Genomic DNA, 15,922 nt, shown 5'->3' on the forward strand with positions numbered 1-15,922 from the left:
ATGGACATCACGGCGAGCCCGCCGATGAGCCCCGAGAGGGCCGCGATCTCTTTCCTGCTGAACATTTGATGCGTGTCCTTTGTACGGGCGCCCCGGGCGCCGCTCCCTCACGATCGGCCGCGCCGCAGGCGTGGTCCGCGACACTGAGCCTTTTCCAACGTTCCGCGTCGGCTGGACGGTTGGCCTGACGGGCGGATGAAGCTGCTGGTGATGGTGAACGTGTGGGGCCTGGCCGACCCGAGGGGCCGTCTGCTCCGGACTTCACCGGCCCCGTCCAAGCGGCCTTCGTCCTCCATCCGGCCGGCTCGCACCGAGATCAAGGCGGCCGGCTGCCGGCATTCGATCCCTTCGGGTTGACCCGAAGGGATCCGGTACCGACCGTCGCGATGATGACGTCGCTGACCTCAGCCGGTGAAGGCGCGGTTGTGCTGGCCGCAGGTGGTGTCCAGGGTCTGACCGAAACCGAGCACTCCGATCGGGATGTCGTTCTCCGACACCGTCTGAGGGCTGCACTCCTGGTACGGGCGGTAGACGTCCACCGCCCGCGGTCCGTTGTCATGGGTGTCGGCGGCAGCCGTTCCGGCACAGGCGGCGGACAGGCCACCGGCCGCCACTGCCGCTGCGATCACGATCTGCTGAAACTTAAGCATGGAACCCTCGGTTCTTCGGTACTTGCACATGATGGCTAGTTGCCTAGCGTGACCGGATGAACACTAGCAGTAGCGTCTCGTCGGTCGGCGCGCGAAGGTCGTATGTGTCCTACGGAGGAGCCGGGCTCGACGTGGACACCAAGTGGCGCTGCAGAAGGACGCTTTGCCATTCGGCATACGGTATGGGTGCGCCGCGGACGAGGGTCCGGCACGGCAAGCGGTCGCATCAACTCAACTGTCCGGAGCGAGAGTTGGGGCTTGCGGGCTCTTGACTCGCTGCCTTGCGCTCTCGGCGTCAGGATGATGCCGAGGCGGGTGCGATCAAACGAGCGGCGCAAGCGGGGGTAGTTGGGGTCGCCGACGGGACGCTGTGAGGCGTCCACCGTCGGCGATCGGCGTGAAGTTGACGAGCTTGTCCTCGACGCGGTGCGCGAGCGCGTTCCGGCCGGCGTGGGTGACCGCGAAACGCGGCACGGCCGCGGTGCGGAGCGGTGTCAGGCGATGGGCTCGCGCACGTCCACCAGCGTGCCGTCCGCGTGGGCGATCAGGCTCTTCGGGTCCATCGGGAAGACGGTGAACGGGGTGCCCGCCGAGGCCCACACCGTGTCGTGGCCGAGCAGTGAACGGTCCACCAGGACACGGGTCTTCGTACGGTGCCCGAAGGGCGGCACGGCGCCGGGCCCGTACCCGGTCGACTCCCGTACGAGGTGGGCCCCGGCCCGGGTGAGCTTCCCGGCGCCCAGCTCCCGCCGTACGAGCTCCATGCCGACGTGTGCCGAGCCGTCCAGGAGCACCAGCACCGGGACCCCGTCCGCCGCGAAGAACAGCGACTTGCAGATCTGGCTCGGCTCGCAGCCGATCGCCGCGGCGGCCTCGGCGGTGGTGCGGGCCGTGTCGGGGAAGCGCCGGACCCGTCCGATCACCTCGCCGAGACCCATCTCCCGCAGGGCCTCGGCGAACAGGGGGTGGGCGGCGTCTGCGGAGGACCGCTCATCGCCGGAGTTCTCATCGGTGTCGTTCATACGCAGCACGCTAGCGGTCGGTGTACACGCCACGCGACCGGGCTCCGACCGGGCTCCGCGCGGGGCATCGGGGCATCGGGGCCCTTCCGGGACCGCGAGGGTTTCCAGGAGTCGGCTGTTTCCGGGTGTCAGCCGCCCGAGCCGGCCTTCAGGAGGGCTGCCACGATCGGGCCCGCCGTGGTGCCGCCGTGGCCGCCCTCCTGGACGACGCCCGCTCCCGCCAGGTCGCCCTTCCAGGCCGTGAACCAGCCGTTGGGCTGCTCCTGGTTGTCGACCTCGGCGGAGCCGGTCTTGGCGCCGAAGTCGGGGCCGAGGCCGGCCATGGCCTCGGCGGCGGTGCCGGCGGAGGCCGTGTACTGCATGACCTCGCGCAGTTGGGCGAGCGTGGTCGCGGACAGGGTGCGGGACGCCGTGGCCAGCGTGCGGTGATCGACCGACGCGGCGACCAGGTAGGGCTGGTGGAAGCCGCCGGACTGGACGGTGGAGGCGACGGACGCCATGTTCAGCGGGTTCATGCGGACCCCGCCCTGGCCCATCAGCGACGCGGCCATCTGGGCGGCGCTCTGTACCGGCACCGAACCGTCGAACGACGGCACGCCGATGGCCCAGTTGTTCCGGCTCAGCCCGAAGACCTGCTGGGCCTGCTTGGTCAGATCGTCGTTCTGCAGCTTCTTCGCCTGCGTGATGAAGGCCGTGTTGCAGGACCGCGCGAAGCTCGCCTTGAACGTGCCGTTCTTGATCTCGAAGTCGTCGTCGTTGTGGAACTTCCAGCCGCCGTACGTCGCCGTCTTGGGGCAGGGGTGCGGCTTGTCGGGGGAGGCCAGGCCCTTCTCGAAGAGCAGCGACGCGGTGATGACCTTCATCGTGGAGCCGGGCGCGAGGGAGCCCTGGAAGGCGGTGTTGAAGCCGTGGTCCGTGTTCGCGACGGCGATGATCTCGCCGGTCGAGGGGCGCATCAGGACCACCGACGCCTTCGGCTTGGCGGCCACCAGGCGCTCGGCCTCCGCCTGGAGGGTGGGGCTGAGCGTGGTCTGCACGGTGCCCGGCGTTCCCGCGCTGAGTGTCACGAGGGTCTTGTCGGGGGTCTTCTGGGCGCCCTTGGCCGCGGCCTTGCGGACCACGCGCAGCTCGATACCCGCCTTGCCGCCGGCCGTCTTGCCGAACTTCTCGCGCAGTCCGTCGAGGACCGTGCCCAGGGAGGGGTACTTGGCGACGGTCAGCTCGCCGCCGTGGCGGTCGAGGGCGGTGATGGGCGGTGTCCCGGCCTCGCCGGTCACCAGGCGGTCGCCGTCCTGGAGGTCCGGGTGCACGACGGACGGCTTCCAGCCGACCAGCACCACACCGTCCTTGGCCCGGCGCACGACCGTCAGCTTCGACGTGTACTCCAGCGGCTTGGTCCTGCCCTTGTAGCTGACGGTGGCCTTGACGGTGAACGGTACGTCGGCGCCCGACGGCTTGCCGCGCGTCAGGGTCACGCCGCTGAGGTGGGCGTCCTTGCCGAGGCCGGTCAGCGTGGTCGTGGCGGCGGCGGAGTCGTCGGTCGCCGCGGCCGCCCGGGTGGCATCACCGCTCTGCCAGGCGGTCAGGAAGGCGGTGGACGCCATGCTGATCTCGGCCGCCGAGGGCGGGCCCGTCTCGACGGCCTTGCGGGTGGTGGCCGTGGTGCCGTCCTCGGCCGCCGCGCCACTGCCGTACAGGCTGTAGGCGCCGAACGCCCCGCCGACGACGGCCACGGCGATCACCCCGCCGAGTACGGCGGGCTGCTTCGTCTTCCGTCGCTCGGCGACGCGCCTTCTCTTGCCCACAGCTTCCCGTCCTCCGCCGTCCCCTGATGCCCCGTGATGCCCTCGCGCCCCTTGCTCCTCAACGAGGAGCACCACCCTAGGGTCCCGTTCTGTGAGGAGTGACTTCAGCCGCCTGTTCGTAGCACAGCTGCGACGATCGGGCCGGCCGCCTCTCCGCCGTGACCGCCCTCCTGGGTCATGGCGGCGGCCGCCATGTCGTTGCGGTATCCGGTGAACCAGCTGTTGGACTTGGCCTGGCCGTCGACCTCCGCGGACCCGGTCTTGGCTCCGACGCTGCCGCCGAGCCCGGCCATCACCTGGGCCGCGGTGCCGCTGACGGCCGTGCGGTTCATCATCGCCCGCAACTGCGCGACCGTACCGCTGGACAGGCCCTTCGCGGTGGCCAGTTCACGGTCGTCGAGGGAGCGCGGCACGATGAACGGCTGCCGGAAGGCGCCCGTCATCGCGGTCGCCGTCACCGACGCCATGTTCAGCGGGCTCATCTGGACCTGGCCCTGGCCGATCATGTTGGCCGCCGTGTTCGGGCCGCCGGAGGCGGGCACCGAGCCGTCGAAGGACTCGATGCCGGTCTTCCAGTTGTTCTGCCCGAGTCCGAAGCGCTGCTCGGCCTCGTTGGTCAGCGAGTCGACCTTCACCTCGTCCGCGTACTTCACGAAGGCGGTGTTGCACGAGCGCGCGAAGCTGTCGGAGAGCGTGGCGTTCTCCTGCGGCTTCATGCCCGTGAGGTTGTGGAAGGTCTCGCTCTGCCAGGTCGCGGTGGGCGGACAGGGCGCGGGGCCGTCGGCCGTGGTGATGCCGTTGTCGATGAGGGTCGCCGCGCTGATGATCTTCATCGTTGAGCCGGGCGCGAGCTTGCCGAGGAACGCGGCGTTGAAGCCGTCCGCGCGGTGGTTGGCGACGGCCAGCACCTCGCCGGTGCTCGGCTTCACCGCCACCACGGAGGACTCGGCGAACCGGGTGACCGCCTTCTCGGCGGCGGCCTGCGCGTTCGCGCTGAGCGTCGTGCGGACCTTGCCCGCCCGCCCTTCGGCGAGGGTGACCAGGGTCGTGTCGCCGCCCTCGGTTGCGTGCCGGATCGCCAGTTCGATGCCGGGCGAGCCGCCCGCCGAGGCGCCGTACTTGTCGCGGAGCGCGTCCAGGATCGGACCCAGGGACGGGTACTTCTCCTTCGTCAGGACAACGTTGTTCCGGTCCACGGCCTCGATCGCCGGGCTCGCCGACTCGCCCGTGACCAGGGTGTCCCCGTCCTTCAGTTCCGGGTGGACGACGGACGGCTTCCAGTCGACCAGCGCCTTCCCGGTGGTCTCCCCGCGGACGACCGTCAGTTCGGAGTCGTACGCGAAGGGCTTGCTCTTCCCGTCGTACGACACCGTCGCCTTGACGGAGAACGGCACGGTCGCCCCGGACGGCGCGCTCGGCGTGATCCGCACGTCGGTCAGATGCGCGTCGTCGCGGTAGCCGGCGAGCAGCCCCTCGGCGTTCGACGCGTAGTTCGTGTACGCGGCCGCCTTGGCCGCGTCGCCCTTCTCCCAGGCCGCGAAGAACGCGCGGCTGGCTTCCTTGACCTCGGCGCCGCTCGGCGGCCCGGTCTTCACCGGAGCGGGCCCGGCGGTGCCCCCATTCCCGCCGTCCCCGCTGACCGAGGTCACCACGTTGTAGGCGCCGTAACCGGCGCCGCCCACCATCACCGCGAACACGCTGCCGATGACGGCAGCCCTGGCCCCCTTGCGCATCGCGCGATCCCTCCCCGTGAACCCTCCCCTGAACTTCTGAACGCGTTCAGAAAAGCCGGTTCACCCAGCACTCTAGGCGCGCGTGGGGCCCCTGGTGCGGACCTTCGCCGAATCGTTAGCCCTAGGCGATGAACCACATCCATGAATGTTGTTCATGGATGTCGACTCCGCAGCTCTACCGGTCCGATGAACACAACGAGGGCGCGGCGGTTCGCCGCGCCCTCGTTGTGTATCGGCCGAATTCAGACCCAGGTATCGAGCCACATCCGCGACCGCCACTGGTCGATCGGGATGGCCGTGCCCGTGTACAGGGGCCAGAAATAGATGAAGTTCCAGGTGATCAGGAGGACCAGGACTCCCGCTCCCACCGCGCCGACGACGCGGCGGCGTTCTCCGGAGCCGGGTGGGCCGAGGATGGCGCCGATCATCATCGTCACGGCGAGGCAGAGGAACGGCACGAAGACGACGGCGTAGAAGAAGAAGATCGTGCGCTCCTGGTACATGAACCAGGGGAGGTAGCCGGCCGCCACGCCGCAGGCGATGGCGCCCGCCCGCCAGTCGCGGCGGAAGGCCCAGCGCCACAGCACGTAGACGATCGCGAAGCAGGCGGCCCACCACAGCAGCGGGGTGCCGAGTGCCAGCACCTCACGGGCGCACTTGTCGCCCGCGTTGGCGGGGCAGCCGTCCTTGCCGGGCAGCGGGGACTCGTAGAAGTACGAGACCGGGCGGCCGAGGACGAGCCAGCTCCACGGGTTGGACTGGTAGGTGTGCGGCGACACCAGCCCGACGTGGAACTTGTAGACCTCGTGCTCGTAGTGCCACAGGCTGCGCAGCCAGTCCGGGAGGAAGGTCCAGTTGCCGCCCTTGCCGTCGGTCACGGCCCAGTTGCGGAAGTAGGCGCCCTTGCCGTTGTCCGGCGACAGGATCCAGCCGGTCCAGGAGACCAGGTACACGGCCAGGGCGACCGGGACGGTCGCCAGGAACGTGATGCCCGTGTCGCGCGCCAGAGCGGCCCCCAGATACGGCCGCCGGGCTCCCGCGACCCGGCGCGAGGCCCCGTCCCACAGGACCGCCATCGCACAGAACGCGGCCAGGACGTACAGCCCGTTCCACTTGGTGCCGATGGCCAGGCCCAGCATCAGGCCCGCCGTCCAGCGCCAGGGCCGCCACCCCAGACGGGTGGTCTCGGCGGCGTGCGCGTCCGGGTGGGCGACCCCGTCCGTGTCGACGGGCAGCGCCGCCGCCAGCCTGGCCCGCGCCTTGTCGCGGTCGACGACCAGGCAGCCGAAGGCCGCCAGTACGAAGAACATCAGCACGCCGTCGAGCAGCGAGGTGCGGCTCATCACGAAGTGCAGACCGTCCACCGCCATCAGCGTGCCCGCGAGGCAGCCGAGGAAGGTGGAGCGGAACAGCCGCCGCCCGATCCGGCACAGCAGCAGCACCGACAGCGTGCCGAGCAGCGCCGTCATGAAGCGCCAGCCGAAGGGGTTGAACCCGAACATCCACTCGCCGAGCCCGATGACGTACTTGCCGATCGGCGGGTGCACGACATAGGCGGCGTCGCTCGGGACCCGCACATGCCCGTTGCTGCTGAGGATCAGGTCGTTGGCGTCCTTCGACCAGTTGACCTCGTAGCCGCGGTGGAAGAGCGCCCAGGCGTCCTTCGCGTAATACGTCTCGTCGAATATCACCGCCTTCGGGCTGCCCAGGTTCCAGAACCGCAGCAGCCCGGCGAGCAGGGTCACCAGGAGCGGCCCCACCCAGCCCGACCAGCGGTTGAATCGGTCGGCGACCTCCTGACGCAGCCCGAGAGCGGCCCACATTCCGGGGCCGGGCTCGGCGTACGGCGGTACGAGCCGGTCGCGCACATCACTTCTGGGCGGCGTCGTGTAGCCGAATCGGCGCAGCCGCTGCTGCCACGACGGCCGCTGCGCTGCGGCCTGGCCCTGCCGGGTGTCCGTGGAGGACGCGGTACTGGTCACCGCGCCATCGTAGGGAACAGGTCTGTGGGAGTCCCGTGCATGGGCCCCTTCCGGTCGGATGAGCTTGTCGGGCCGCGCCCCTGCGAGGATGGAACCGTGACAGGAATCCTTGTGTTGGCAGGCACCCCCATCGGCGACATCTCCGACGCGCCGCCACGGCTCGCCGCGGAACTGACCGGAGCAGATGTCGTCGCCGCCGAGGACACCCGCAGGCTGCGCCGGCTCACCCAGGCCCTCGGCGTCCAGACGACGGGGCGTGTCGTGTCGTACTTCGAGGGGAACGAGGCCGCCCGGACCCCGGAGCTCGTCGAGGCGCTCGTCGGCGGGGCGCGGGTCCTGCTGGTGACCGACGCCGGGATGCCGTCCGTGTCGGACCCCGGCTACCGGCTGGTCGCGGCGGCCGTCGAGAAGGACATCAAGGTCACCGCCGTACCCGGCCCGTCCGCCGTGCTCACCGCGCTGGCGCTGTCCGGCCTGCCCGTCGACCGCTTCTGCTTCGAGGGCTTCCTGCCCAGGAAGGCGGGCGAGCGGCTGTCCCGGCTGCGGGAGGTCGCCGAGGAGCGCCGGACGCTCGTCTACTTCGAAGCCCCCCACCGGCTCGACGACACCCTCGCCGCCATGGCGGAGGTCTTCGGCACCCAGCGGCGCGCCGCCGTCTGCCGCGAACTGACCAAGACGTACGAGGAGGTCAAGCGCGGCCCGCTCGGCGAGCTGGCCGCCTGGGCCGCCGAGGGCGTCCGCGGCGAGATCACCGTCGTGGTCGAGGGCGCCCCCGAAAAGGGCGCCGAGGAACTGGACGCGGGCGAGCTGGTGCGCAGGGTGCAGGTGCGCGAGGAGGCGGGGGAGCGGCGCAAGGAGGCCATCGCCGCCGTCGCCGCCGAGGCCGGAGTTCCCAAGCGGGACGTCTTCGACGCGGTCGTCGCGGCGAAGAACGCCGCGCGAAGCGGACCATAGAAGGGCAAAGGACTATCGTGAAAAGCAAAGATCAGGCCGCGTAACAGGAGCCTTCCGACAAGGAAAGGCCAAAACGACTCCAACACTCGGCAGGCCGGATGCGTTCGCGCCGGGAGAAGCGTCCACTGGACGAAGGGACGTACCCGTCCCTCGCCTTCGGCGAATCGATGGAATTCAGGGGGAATTCCGTCGACGGAGGTGCTTGTCCAGCGGACAAGAGGAGCTGGCATGAGTGAGATGGCAGGACGGACCGGCGGTATCGCCGCTGGTCAGGTCACCGAACAGACCGGGCATCGCGGCACGGCGACGGCAGTCGTTCACGAATCGTATTCTTTCGCCTGCATGCGCTGCGGGCACGGCTGGGAACAGTCGTACGAGATTGAGCACCACCGCGACGCGGAAGGCGGCGAGTACGTGGTGTACGTGGCGAACGGCCATGTCGTGCCGTCGCCTCTCAGCCGGCCCACCTGCCTGAACTGCGACAGCCACGTGGTGCGCATCATGCGCGCCGGTCAGGTGTCCTCCGTCCTCGACTCCATGCACTCCATGACGCACAGCCGGCACCGTCCGGTGCCGCGACAGCCCGAGGACGGCCCGGAGGGGGAGACGCCGGGCGGATCGTCCGACGCCCCGAAGGAACCGCACCACTGGCATCTGTCGGACCTGCTGCACCCGTTCCAGCACCGCCGGGCGAGCTGACCGGGACGGCCTCCCGGCTCCCCGCGAGGTGAGGCCGGGCATGCCCCCTTCGTAGGATCGGGGCATGCCTTCCTCCGCTTCCGACGCCTCCGGCAAGAACGCCGCGCCGCCGCTCCCCGAGCCCCTGCGGGTTCCCGTGGCCGACTCGCACACCCATCTCGACATGCAGTCCGGCACGGTCGAGGAGGGTCTCGCCAAGGCCGCGGCGGTCGGTGTGACGACGGTCGTCCAGGTCGGCTGCGACGTGAAGGGCTCGCGCTGGGCGGCCGAGACGGCGGCCGCGCACGACGCCGTCCACGCGACCGTCGCCCTGCACCCCAACGAAGCGCCCCGCATCGTGCACGGCGACCCTGGGGGCACCTCCCAGCCCCCTGGGGCTGGGGGAGGCTCGTCCCGCCAAGGGGCCCGGCGGCCGGGCGGCGACACCGCGCTGGACGAGGCGCTCGCCGAGATCGACGCTCTCGCCGCCCTCCCGCACGTCAAGGGGGTCGGCGAGACCGGCCTGGACCACTTCCGCACCGGGCCCGAGGGCAAGGAGGCGCAGGAGCGCTCCTTCCGCGCCCACATCGAGATCGCCAAGCGGCACGGCAAGGCCCTGGTCATCCACGACCGCGACGCCCACGCCGACGTCCTGCGCATCCTGCGGGAGGAGGGCGCCCCGGAGCGGACCGTGTTCCACTGCTACTCCGGCGACGCCGACATGGCCGCCGTGTGCGCCCGCGCCGGCTACTTCATGTCCTTCGCCGGCAACATGACCTTCAAGAACGCCCAGCCGCTGCGCGACGCGCTGGCCGCGGCCCCGCTCGAACTCGTCCTCGTCGAGACCGACGCGCCCTTCCTGACCCCCGCGCCGTACCGCGGACGGCCCAACGCGCCGTATCTCATTCCGGTCACGGTGCGCGCCATGGCCGCGGTGCGGGGGATCGACGAAGACACGCTGGCGACCTCGATCTCCGCCAACACCGCGCGGGCGTTCGATTACTGACACGTAACGGTTCCCGGGGTTTTCCCCGGCCGGAGAGGGGTCTTCCGCGAAGGAGTGTCGCGACACAGCGTAGCCGCGTTGCTTGGGAGAGTGACGACCGCTCCGCTAGGTTCTGGTCGCCCGATCCGGACCCTGGAGCGTGTCGTCGTGAGCAGCTCGCGGTACGAGCAGTACGAGACGTACGGACCGACCGGTGGCGCCGAGGCCACCACCGTCGTCATCGGTGTCACCGACACCGAGTCCGACACCGTCGCCGAGGCCGTGGCCCCCGCGTCCGCCGCGGCGGACCCGCACGGCGCGTCCGGTGCGTCCGGTGCGTCCGGTGCGTCCGGTGTATTCGGCGCGTCCGGTGCGATGGGCGCGCCTTTCGTGTCCGGTCCCGGTCACGGGGAGTACCTCGGTCACGGGGAGTACCCCGACTGCGAGGGGCACCCCGACTACGAGGGGCACCCCGGCTATGCGGGTCACCCCGGCCACCCGAGCTGCTCCGGCTACGAGGCGTACGAGGGGTACTCCGGATACGCGAGCTCGTACGGCTACGGGGCGAGTCCGCGTCACGAGCCGTACGGGCAAGCCCCTCCGGATCCTTACCGCCCGGCCTACGAGACGCGACCTCCCGGACCCGAGGTGCCGGACACGCCCGTGGCACCGGGAGTACCCGGCCCACCCGGTAGGCCGGGAGCACCCGGCGCCCCCGGTGTGCCGGGAGGAGCGACCAGCCCACCCGGTGTGCCCCGTGTGCCCGTGTCGTCCGAGGCGCCGACCGAACCCCGGCTGCAGCGTCAGCAGGCCGACACACTGGTCGTCGCGACCCCCGTGAGCGGCGGCCCGGGTGGCCCGGACGGCTTCGGGGACGGTGACCGGCGTGACGCGGGGCGCGCCACGGGCGGGCGGGCCGAGGCGCGTCGAGCGGCCCGGCGCAGACGCGTCCCCGAACGCCCCGAATCCCTGCGCCGACTGCTCCCGCAGGCCCTGGTCGTGGCCTTCCTGGCCGGCGGAACCTCCGCGTTCGTCGCCAACGACAAGGCCGTCGAGCTCAGCGTCGACGGCAGACCGCGCACGCTGCACACGTTCGCGGAGGATGTGACGGAACTGCTCGCCGACGAAGGCGTGAAGGTGGGCGCGCACGACATGGTCGCGCCCTCCCCCGGCACCGCCCTCGCCAACGGGGACGAGATCGCGGTGCGCCACGGCCGCCCGGTGCACCTCACCCTCGACGGGGAGCGGCGCAGGGTGTGGACGACGGCGCACACCGTGGAAGGGGCGCTCAGTCAGCTGGGGGTGCGCGCCGAGGGCGCGTACCTGTCGACCTCGCGCTCGCAGCCCATCGGGCGCGCGGGCCTGGCGCTCGACGTGCGGACCGAGCGCGCGGTCACGGTCATGGCCGACGGCCGGGCCCGGACGATCCGCACGAACGCCGCGAGCGTCGCCGAGGCCGTCCAGGAGGCGGGGATCACCCTGCACGGACAGGACATGACCTCCGTGCCCGCCGCGAGCTTCCCGCGGGACGGGCAGACCGTCACCGTCCTGCGGGTCACCGGGGCCAAGGAGGTCCGCGAGGAACCGATTCCGTTCGAGGTGCGGCGGGCGGAGGACTCCTCGCTGTTCGAGGGCACCGAGGTCGTCGAACGCCCCGGCCGGTACGGAGCGCTGCGCATCACCTACACCCTGCGCACCGTCAACGGCGTCAAACAGAGACCGCGTCTCGTCGGCTCCGAGGTGGTGCGCAGGCCGCAGAACCAGCTCGTCAGGGTCGGCACGAAGCCGCATCCCCCGGCCACCGGCGGCGCCGACCACCTGAACTGGTCCGGCCTCGCCGCGTGCGAGTCCGGCGGCCGGCCCGCCGCCGTGGACCCCTCCGGCACCTACGGCGGCCTCTACCAGTTCGACGCCCACACCTGGCACACCCTCGGCGGCAGGGGGCGTCCCCAGGACGCCTCCGCCGCGGAACAGACCTTCCGGGCGAAGAAGCTGTACGCGCGCCGGGGGACGACTCCCTGGCCGCACTGCGGGCCACGGCTGCACGGCTGAGGCCCGACCCCCCGTACCCTTGGCTCGTGACCAGCCCCACCTCCGACGCCCTCCTGGGCCCCGCCGAGATCCGCGAACTCGCGGCAGCCCTCGGCGTACGGCCCACCAAGCAGCGCGGCCAGAACTTCGTGATCGACGCCAACACGGTGCGCCGCATCGTGCGGACCGCGGAAGTGCGGCCCGACGACGTGGTCGTGGAGGTGGGTCCCGGCCTCGGTTCGCTGACGCTCGGCCTGCTGGAGGCCGCCGACCGGGTCGTCGCCGTAGAGATCGACGACGTCCTCGCGAGCGCGCTCCCCGCGACGGTCGCCGCGCGCATGCCGGAGCGGGCCGACCGGTTCGTGCTGGTGCACTCGGACGCGATGCACGTCCGGGAACTGCCGGGCCCGCCCCCGACCGCGCTCGTCGCGAACCTCCCGTACAACGTCGCCGTGCCCGTCCTGCTGCACATGCTCGACACGTTCCCGACCATCGAGCGCACCCTCGTGATGGTCCAGGCGGAGGTCGCCGACCGGCTCGCCGCCCCGCCCGGGTCCAAGGTGTACGGCGTGCCGTCCGTGAAGGCGAACTGGTACGCCGAGGTGAAGCGGGCCGGCTCCATCGGGCGCAATGTCTTCTGGCCGGCGCCCAACGTCGACAGCGGACTCGTGGCGCTCACCCGGCGCGCCGAGCCGATCAGCACCACCGCCACGAAGAGCGAGGTGTTCGCCGCGGTGGACGCCGCCTTCGCCCAGCGGCGCAAGACGCTGCGCGCCGCCCTCGCCGGGTGGGCCGGTTCGGCGCCCGCCGCCGAGGCCGCGCTCGTCGCCGCCGGGGTCTCCCCGCAGGCCCGCGGGGAGTCGCTGACGGTCGAGGAGTTCGTCCGTATCGCGGAGAACCGCGGCGGGACGAACGGCGGGGACACCAAGGGCGCCCGCCGCTACCCCGCCGCGAACGCCGGTGACGGCGGCGCCGAGAACGAGGAGACGACCCAGCCGTGACGGAGACGGTGACGGTACGCGTCCCTGCCAAGGTCAACGTCCAGCTCGCGGTCGGCGGCGCACGCCCCGACGGCTTCCACGGCCTGGCCAACGTGTTCCTCGCGGTCGGCCTCTACGACGAGGTGACGGTCACCGCGGCGGACGGACTCCGCGTCACCTGCGCGGGCCCGGACGCCGGCCAGGTGCCCCTCGACCGCACGAACCTCGCGGCCCGCGCGGCCGTCGAACTCGCCCGCCGGTACGGCATCGACCCGGCGGTCCATCTCCACATCGCCAAGGACATCCCCGTCGCCGGCGGCATGGCCGGCGGCAGCGCGGACGGGGCCGGCGCGCTGCTGGCCTGCGACGCGCTGTGGGGCACGAACGCCTCGCGCGACGAACTCCTCGACATCTGCGCCGAGTTGGGCAGCGATGTGCCGTTCTCCCTGGTGGGCGGGGCGGCGCTCGGTATCGGACGGGGCGAGCAGCTCCGCGCCCTGGAGGTCGGCGGGACCTTCCACTGGGTCTTCGCGATGGCCGAGCGCGGGCTGTCGACCCCCGCGGTCTTCCGGGAGTTCGACCGGATGAACGAGGGCGTCCGCGTCCCGGAACCGGTCGCCTCGCAGGACCTGCTGGACGCCTTGGCGAAGGGGGACGCGGGCGCCCTCGCACGCACCGTCTCCAACGACCTCCAGCCCGCGGCCCTCTCCCTCTTCCCGGCCCTCGCCGACACCCTCGCGGCGGGCCGCGCCGCGGGAGCCCTGGCCGCGCTCGTCTCCGGCTCGGGCCCGACCACGGCGTTCCTCGCCCCCGACGCGGAGTCCGCGAAGACGATCGCCGGGGCCCTGCTCGCGTCGGGCACCTGCCGTTCGGCCCGCGTCACCCAGAGCCCGGCGCCCGGCGCGACCGTGCTCTGACCCCGGTCCGAGGCCGGTCCCGCATCGCCCCGCCGGTGACGCCGTACGGTGAGGCGCCGGCCGTACGGCGTCACCGCCGCCCGGGGTACGCGGGCGAGTGCCCGGCCCCCACGGATGCGGGGCCGGGACCGGTCCGCGTACGGCACGGCTCGGCGCCCGCGTCGCGCGGACTACCCTTGAGGGTCGATCGTCCCCCTTGTTCAGGAGAGAAATGGCCGTCAACCTGGTCAATGTCGAGTCCGTCAGCAAGGTGTACGGCACCCGTGCACTGCTCGACGGAGTCTCCCTCGGCGTCAGCGAGGGCGACCGCATCGGCGTGGTCGGCCGGAACGGGGACGGCAAGACCACCCTGATCCGCATGCTCGCCAAGCTGGAGGAGCCCGACACCGGCCGTGTCACGCACTCCGGCGGCCTGAACGTCGGCGTGCTCACCCAGCACGACTCGCTCGACCCCACGGCCACCGTCCGCCACGAGGTCATCCGTGACATGGCCGACCACGAGTGGGCGGGCAACGCCAAGATCAGGGACGTACTGACGGGTCTCTTCGGCGGTCTCGACCTGCCCGGGTTCCCGCAGGGCCTCGACACCGTGATCGCCCCGCTCTCCGGTGGCGAGCGGCGCCGTATCGCGCTGGCGAAGCTGCTCATCGAGGAGCAGGACCTGATCATCCTCGACGAGCCCACCAACCACCTGGACGTCGAGGGCATCGCCTGGCTCGCCAAGCATCTGGCCGTGCGCCGTTCCGCGCTGGTCTGCGTGACCCACGACCGGTGGTTCCTCGACCAGGTCTGCACCCAGATGTGGGACGTGCAGAAAGGCGCGGTGTACGAGTACGAGGGCGGCTACACCGACTACGTGTTCGCGCGGGCCGAGCGCGAGCGCATCGCCGCGACCGAAGAGGTCAAGCGGCAGAACCTGGTCCGCAAGGAGCTGGCCTGGCTGCGGCGCGGGGCGCCCGCGCGTACCTCCAAGCCGCGCTTCCGCGTCGAGGCCGCCAACGAGCTGATCGCCGATGTGCCGCCGCCCCGCGACAAGAGCGAGCTGATGAAGTTCGCCGGTACGCGGCTCGGCAGGACCGTCTTCGAACTGGAGGACGTGACCGTGCAGGCCGGGCCGAAGGTGCTGCTCAAGCACCTGACCTGGCACCTCGGCCCCGGCGACCGGGTCGGGCTGGTGGGCGTGAACGGCGCGGGCAAGACCTCCCTGCTCCGGACCCTGGCCGAGGCCGCCCGCAGCGACGGCGACCAGCAGCCCGCCGCCGGCCGGATCGTCACCGGCAAGACCGTCAGGCTGGCCTACCTCTCCCAGGAGGTCGCCGAACTCGACCCCACCTGGCGGGTCCTGCAGGCCGTCCAATCCGTCCGCGACCGCGTCGACCTCGGCAAGGGGCGCGAGATGACCGCGGGGCAGCTCTGCGAGACGTTCGGCTTCAACAAGGAGAAGCAGTGGACGCCGGTCGGAGACCTCAGCGGTGGTGAGCGCAGGCGGCTCCAGCTCCTGCGCCTGCTGATGGACGAGCCCAACGTCCTCTTCCTCGACGAGCCCACCAACGACCTCGACATCGAGACCCTCACCCAGCTCGAGGACCTCCTCGACGGCTGGCCCGGCTCCATGATCGTGATCTCCCACGACCGCTTCTTCATCGAGCGCACCACGGACAACGTGTTCGCGCTCCTCGGCGACGCCACCCTGCGGATGCTTCCGCGCGGTATCGACGAGTATCTGGAGCGGCGCAAGAAGATGGAGGAGGTGGCCGCGGCCGCCGTGCTCGCCGCCGCTCCCGCCCCGGTCAAGGCCGCTTCCGCCGCCGACGCCCGCGCCGCCAAGAAGGAACTCCAGAAGATCGAGCGCCAGTTGGACAAGATGTCGGAGAAGGAGTCCAAGCTGCACGCCCAGATCGCCGACAACGCCACCGACTTCGGGAAGGTCGCGCAACTCGACTCCGAGTTGCGCGATCTGGCGGGGGAGCGCGAGGAACTGGAAATGCGCTGGCTGGAGCTGGCGGAAGACGCGTGACCGCAGGGGCCCACGCCCCTCGTCGAGCCCGCGGTGCCTCCCGGGGCGCGGAGGCACCGCGCGGGTGCACGCCCGCTCGGCGCGCACGGCCCGTCAAAGGGCGCGGAACTTCCGCCAGGCGCCCCCGAGTTGGCGATCGCGCCCCCGGATCACGGGATCGCGCCCCTC

At 71.5% G+C, this 15,922-nt stretch carries 12 protein-coding genes; 7 read left to right on the forward strand and 5 right to left on the reverse strand.

Features of this window, described 5'->3' with window-relative positions; all coding sequences use genetic code 11:
* Positions 1 to 404: 404 nt before the first annotated feature.
* The 5 genes from ACIQRL_RS12160 to ACIQRL_RS12180 all read right to left on the reverse strand — a co-directional run bounded on the left by ACIQRL_RS12160 (position 405) and on the right by ACIQRL_RS12180 (position 7,192).
* Entirely contained in the window at positions 405 to 650 is a 246-nt protein-coding gene (locus ACIQRL_RS12160) for a hypothetical protein (protein ID WP_401330461.1), read from the reverse strand.
* Between the two features lie 494 nt (positions 651 to 1,144).
* The gene (locus ACIQRL_RS12165) at positions 1,145 to 1,672 is read right to left on the reverse strand and encodes a YbaK/EbsC family protein (protein WP_401330464.1); all 528 of its coding nucleotides are present in this window, start codon (positions 1,670 to 1,672) and stop codon (positions 1,145 to 1,147) included.
* 128 nt (positions 1,673 to 1,800) lie between these two features.
* Complete coding sequence (locus ACIQRL_RS12170; protein ID WP_401330467.1) at positions 1,801 to 3,477, reverse strand: penicillin-binding transpeptidase domain-containing protein; 1,677 nt, start codon at positions 3,475 to 3,477, stop codon at positions 1,801 to 1,803.
* A 104-nt stretch (positions 3,478 to 3,581) separates the two neighbouring features.
* Entirely contained in the window at positions 3,582 to 5,210 is a 1,629-nt protein-coding gene (locus tag ACIQRL_RS12175) for a penicillin-binding transpeptidase domain-containing protein (protein ID WP_401330470.1), read from the reverse strand.
* 242 nt (positions 5,211 to 5,452) lie between these two features.
* The gene (locus ACIQRL_RS12180) at positions 5,453 to 7,192 is read right to left on the reverse strand and encodes a dolichyl-phosphate-mannose--protein mannosyltransferase (protein ID WP_401330472.1); all 1,740 of its coding nucleotides are present in this window, start codon (positions 7,190 to 7,192) and stop codon (positions 5,453 to 5,455) included.
* Positions 7,193 to 7,288: 96 nt separating this feature from the next.
* On the opposite strand from ACIQRL_RS12180, the gene rsmI reads away from it, so the two are divergent.
* From rsmI to ACIQRL_RS12215, 7 genes are all read left to right on the forward strand, one after another.
* Positions 7,289 to 8,146, forward strand: a complete 858-nt coding sequence (rsmI, locus tag ACIQRL_RS12185; RefSeq protein WP_401330475.1) for a 16S rRNA (cytidine(1402)-2'-O)-methyltransferase — start codon at positions 7,289 to 7,291, stop codon at positions 8,144 to 8,146.
* A 228-nt stretch (positions 8,147 to 8,374) separates the two neighbouring features.
* The gene (locus ACIQRL_RS12190) at positions 8,375 to 8,845 is read left to right on the forward strand and encodes a hypothetical protein (protein ID WP_401330478.1); all 471 of its coding nucleotides are present in this window, start codon (positions 8,375 to 8,377) and stop codon (positions 8,843 to 8,845) included.
* Positions 8,846 to 8,909: 64 nt separating this feature from the next.
* The gene (locus tag ACIQRL_RS12195; RefSeq protein WP_401330481.1) at positions 8,910 to 9,830 is read left to right on the forward strand and encodes a TatD family hydrolase; all 921 of its coding nucleotides are present in this window, start codon (positions 8,910 to 8,912) and stop codon (positions 9,828 to 9,830) included.
* Positions 9,831 to 10,457: 627 nt separating this feature from the next.
* A complete protein-coding gene (locus tag ACIQRL_RS12200) occupies positions 10,458 to 11,861 on the forward strand; it encodes a ubiquitin-like domain-containing protein (RefSeq protein WP_401330830.1) in 1,404 nt (467 codons plus the stop codon).
* Between the two features lie 26 nt (positions 11,862 to 11,887).
* On the forward strand, positions 11,888 to 12,841 hold the full coding sequence (gene rsmA / locus ACIQRL_RS12205) for a 16S rRNA (adenine(1518)-N(6)/adenine(1519)-N(6))-dimethyltransferase RsmA (protein ID WP_401330483.1): 954 nt from the start codon (positions 11,888 to 11,890) through the stop codon (positions 12,839 to 12,841).
* Positions 12,838 to 13,737 (forward strand): 4-(cytidine 5'-diphospho)-2-C-methyl-D-erythritol kinase, encoded by a 900-nt coding sequence (locus ACIQRL_RS12210; protein WP_401330486.1) that lies wholly within the window; start codon positions 12,838 to 12,840, stop codon positions 13,735 to 13,737. The genes rsmA and ACIQRL_RS12210 overlap by 4 nt, the downstream gene beginning before the upstream one ends.
* A gap of 211 nt (positions 13,738 to 13,948) precedes the next feature.
* Entirely contained in the window at positions 13,949 to 15,754 is a 1,806-nt protein-coding gene (locus ACIQRL_RS12215) for an ABC-F family ATP-binding cassette domain-containing protein (protein WP_401330488.1), read from the forward strand.
* Positions 15,755 to 15,922 lie beyond the last annotated feature (168 nt).

It is taken from the genome of Streptomyces sp. NPDC091209 (genome assembly GCF_044757755.1).
Classification (GTDB): Bacteria; Actinomycetota; Actinomycetes; order Streptomycetales; family Streptomycetaceae; genus Streptomyces.

Coding starts and splice junctions, on each gene's coding strand:
- ACIQRL_RS12160 (WP_401330461.1), bottom strand. CDS start 650: ATGCTTAAGTTTCAGCAGATCGTGATCGCAGCGGCAGTGGCGGCCGGT.
- ACIQRL_RS12165 (WP_401330464.1), bottom strand. CDS start 1,672: ATGAACGACACCGATGAGAACTCCGGCGATGAGCGGTCCTCCGCAGAC.
- ACIQRL_RS12175 (WP_401330470.1), bottom strand. CDS start 5,210: ATGCGCAAGGGGGCCAGGGCTGCCGTCATCGGCAGCGTGTTCGCGGTG.
- ACIQRL_RS12190 (WP_401330478.1), top strand. CDS start 8,375: ATGAGTGAGATGGCAGGACGGACCGGCGGTATCGCCGCTGGTCAGGTC.
- ACIQRL_RS12195 (WP_401330481.1), top strand. CDS start 8,910: ATGCCTTCCTCCGCTTCCGACGCCTCCGGCAAGAACGCCGCGCCGCCG.
- ACIQRL_RS12215 (WP_401330488.1), top strand. CDS start 13,949: ATGGCCGTCAACCTGGTCAATGTCGAGTCCGTCAGCAAGGTGTACGGC.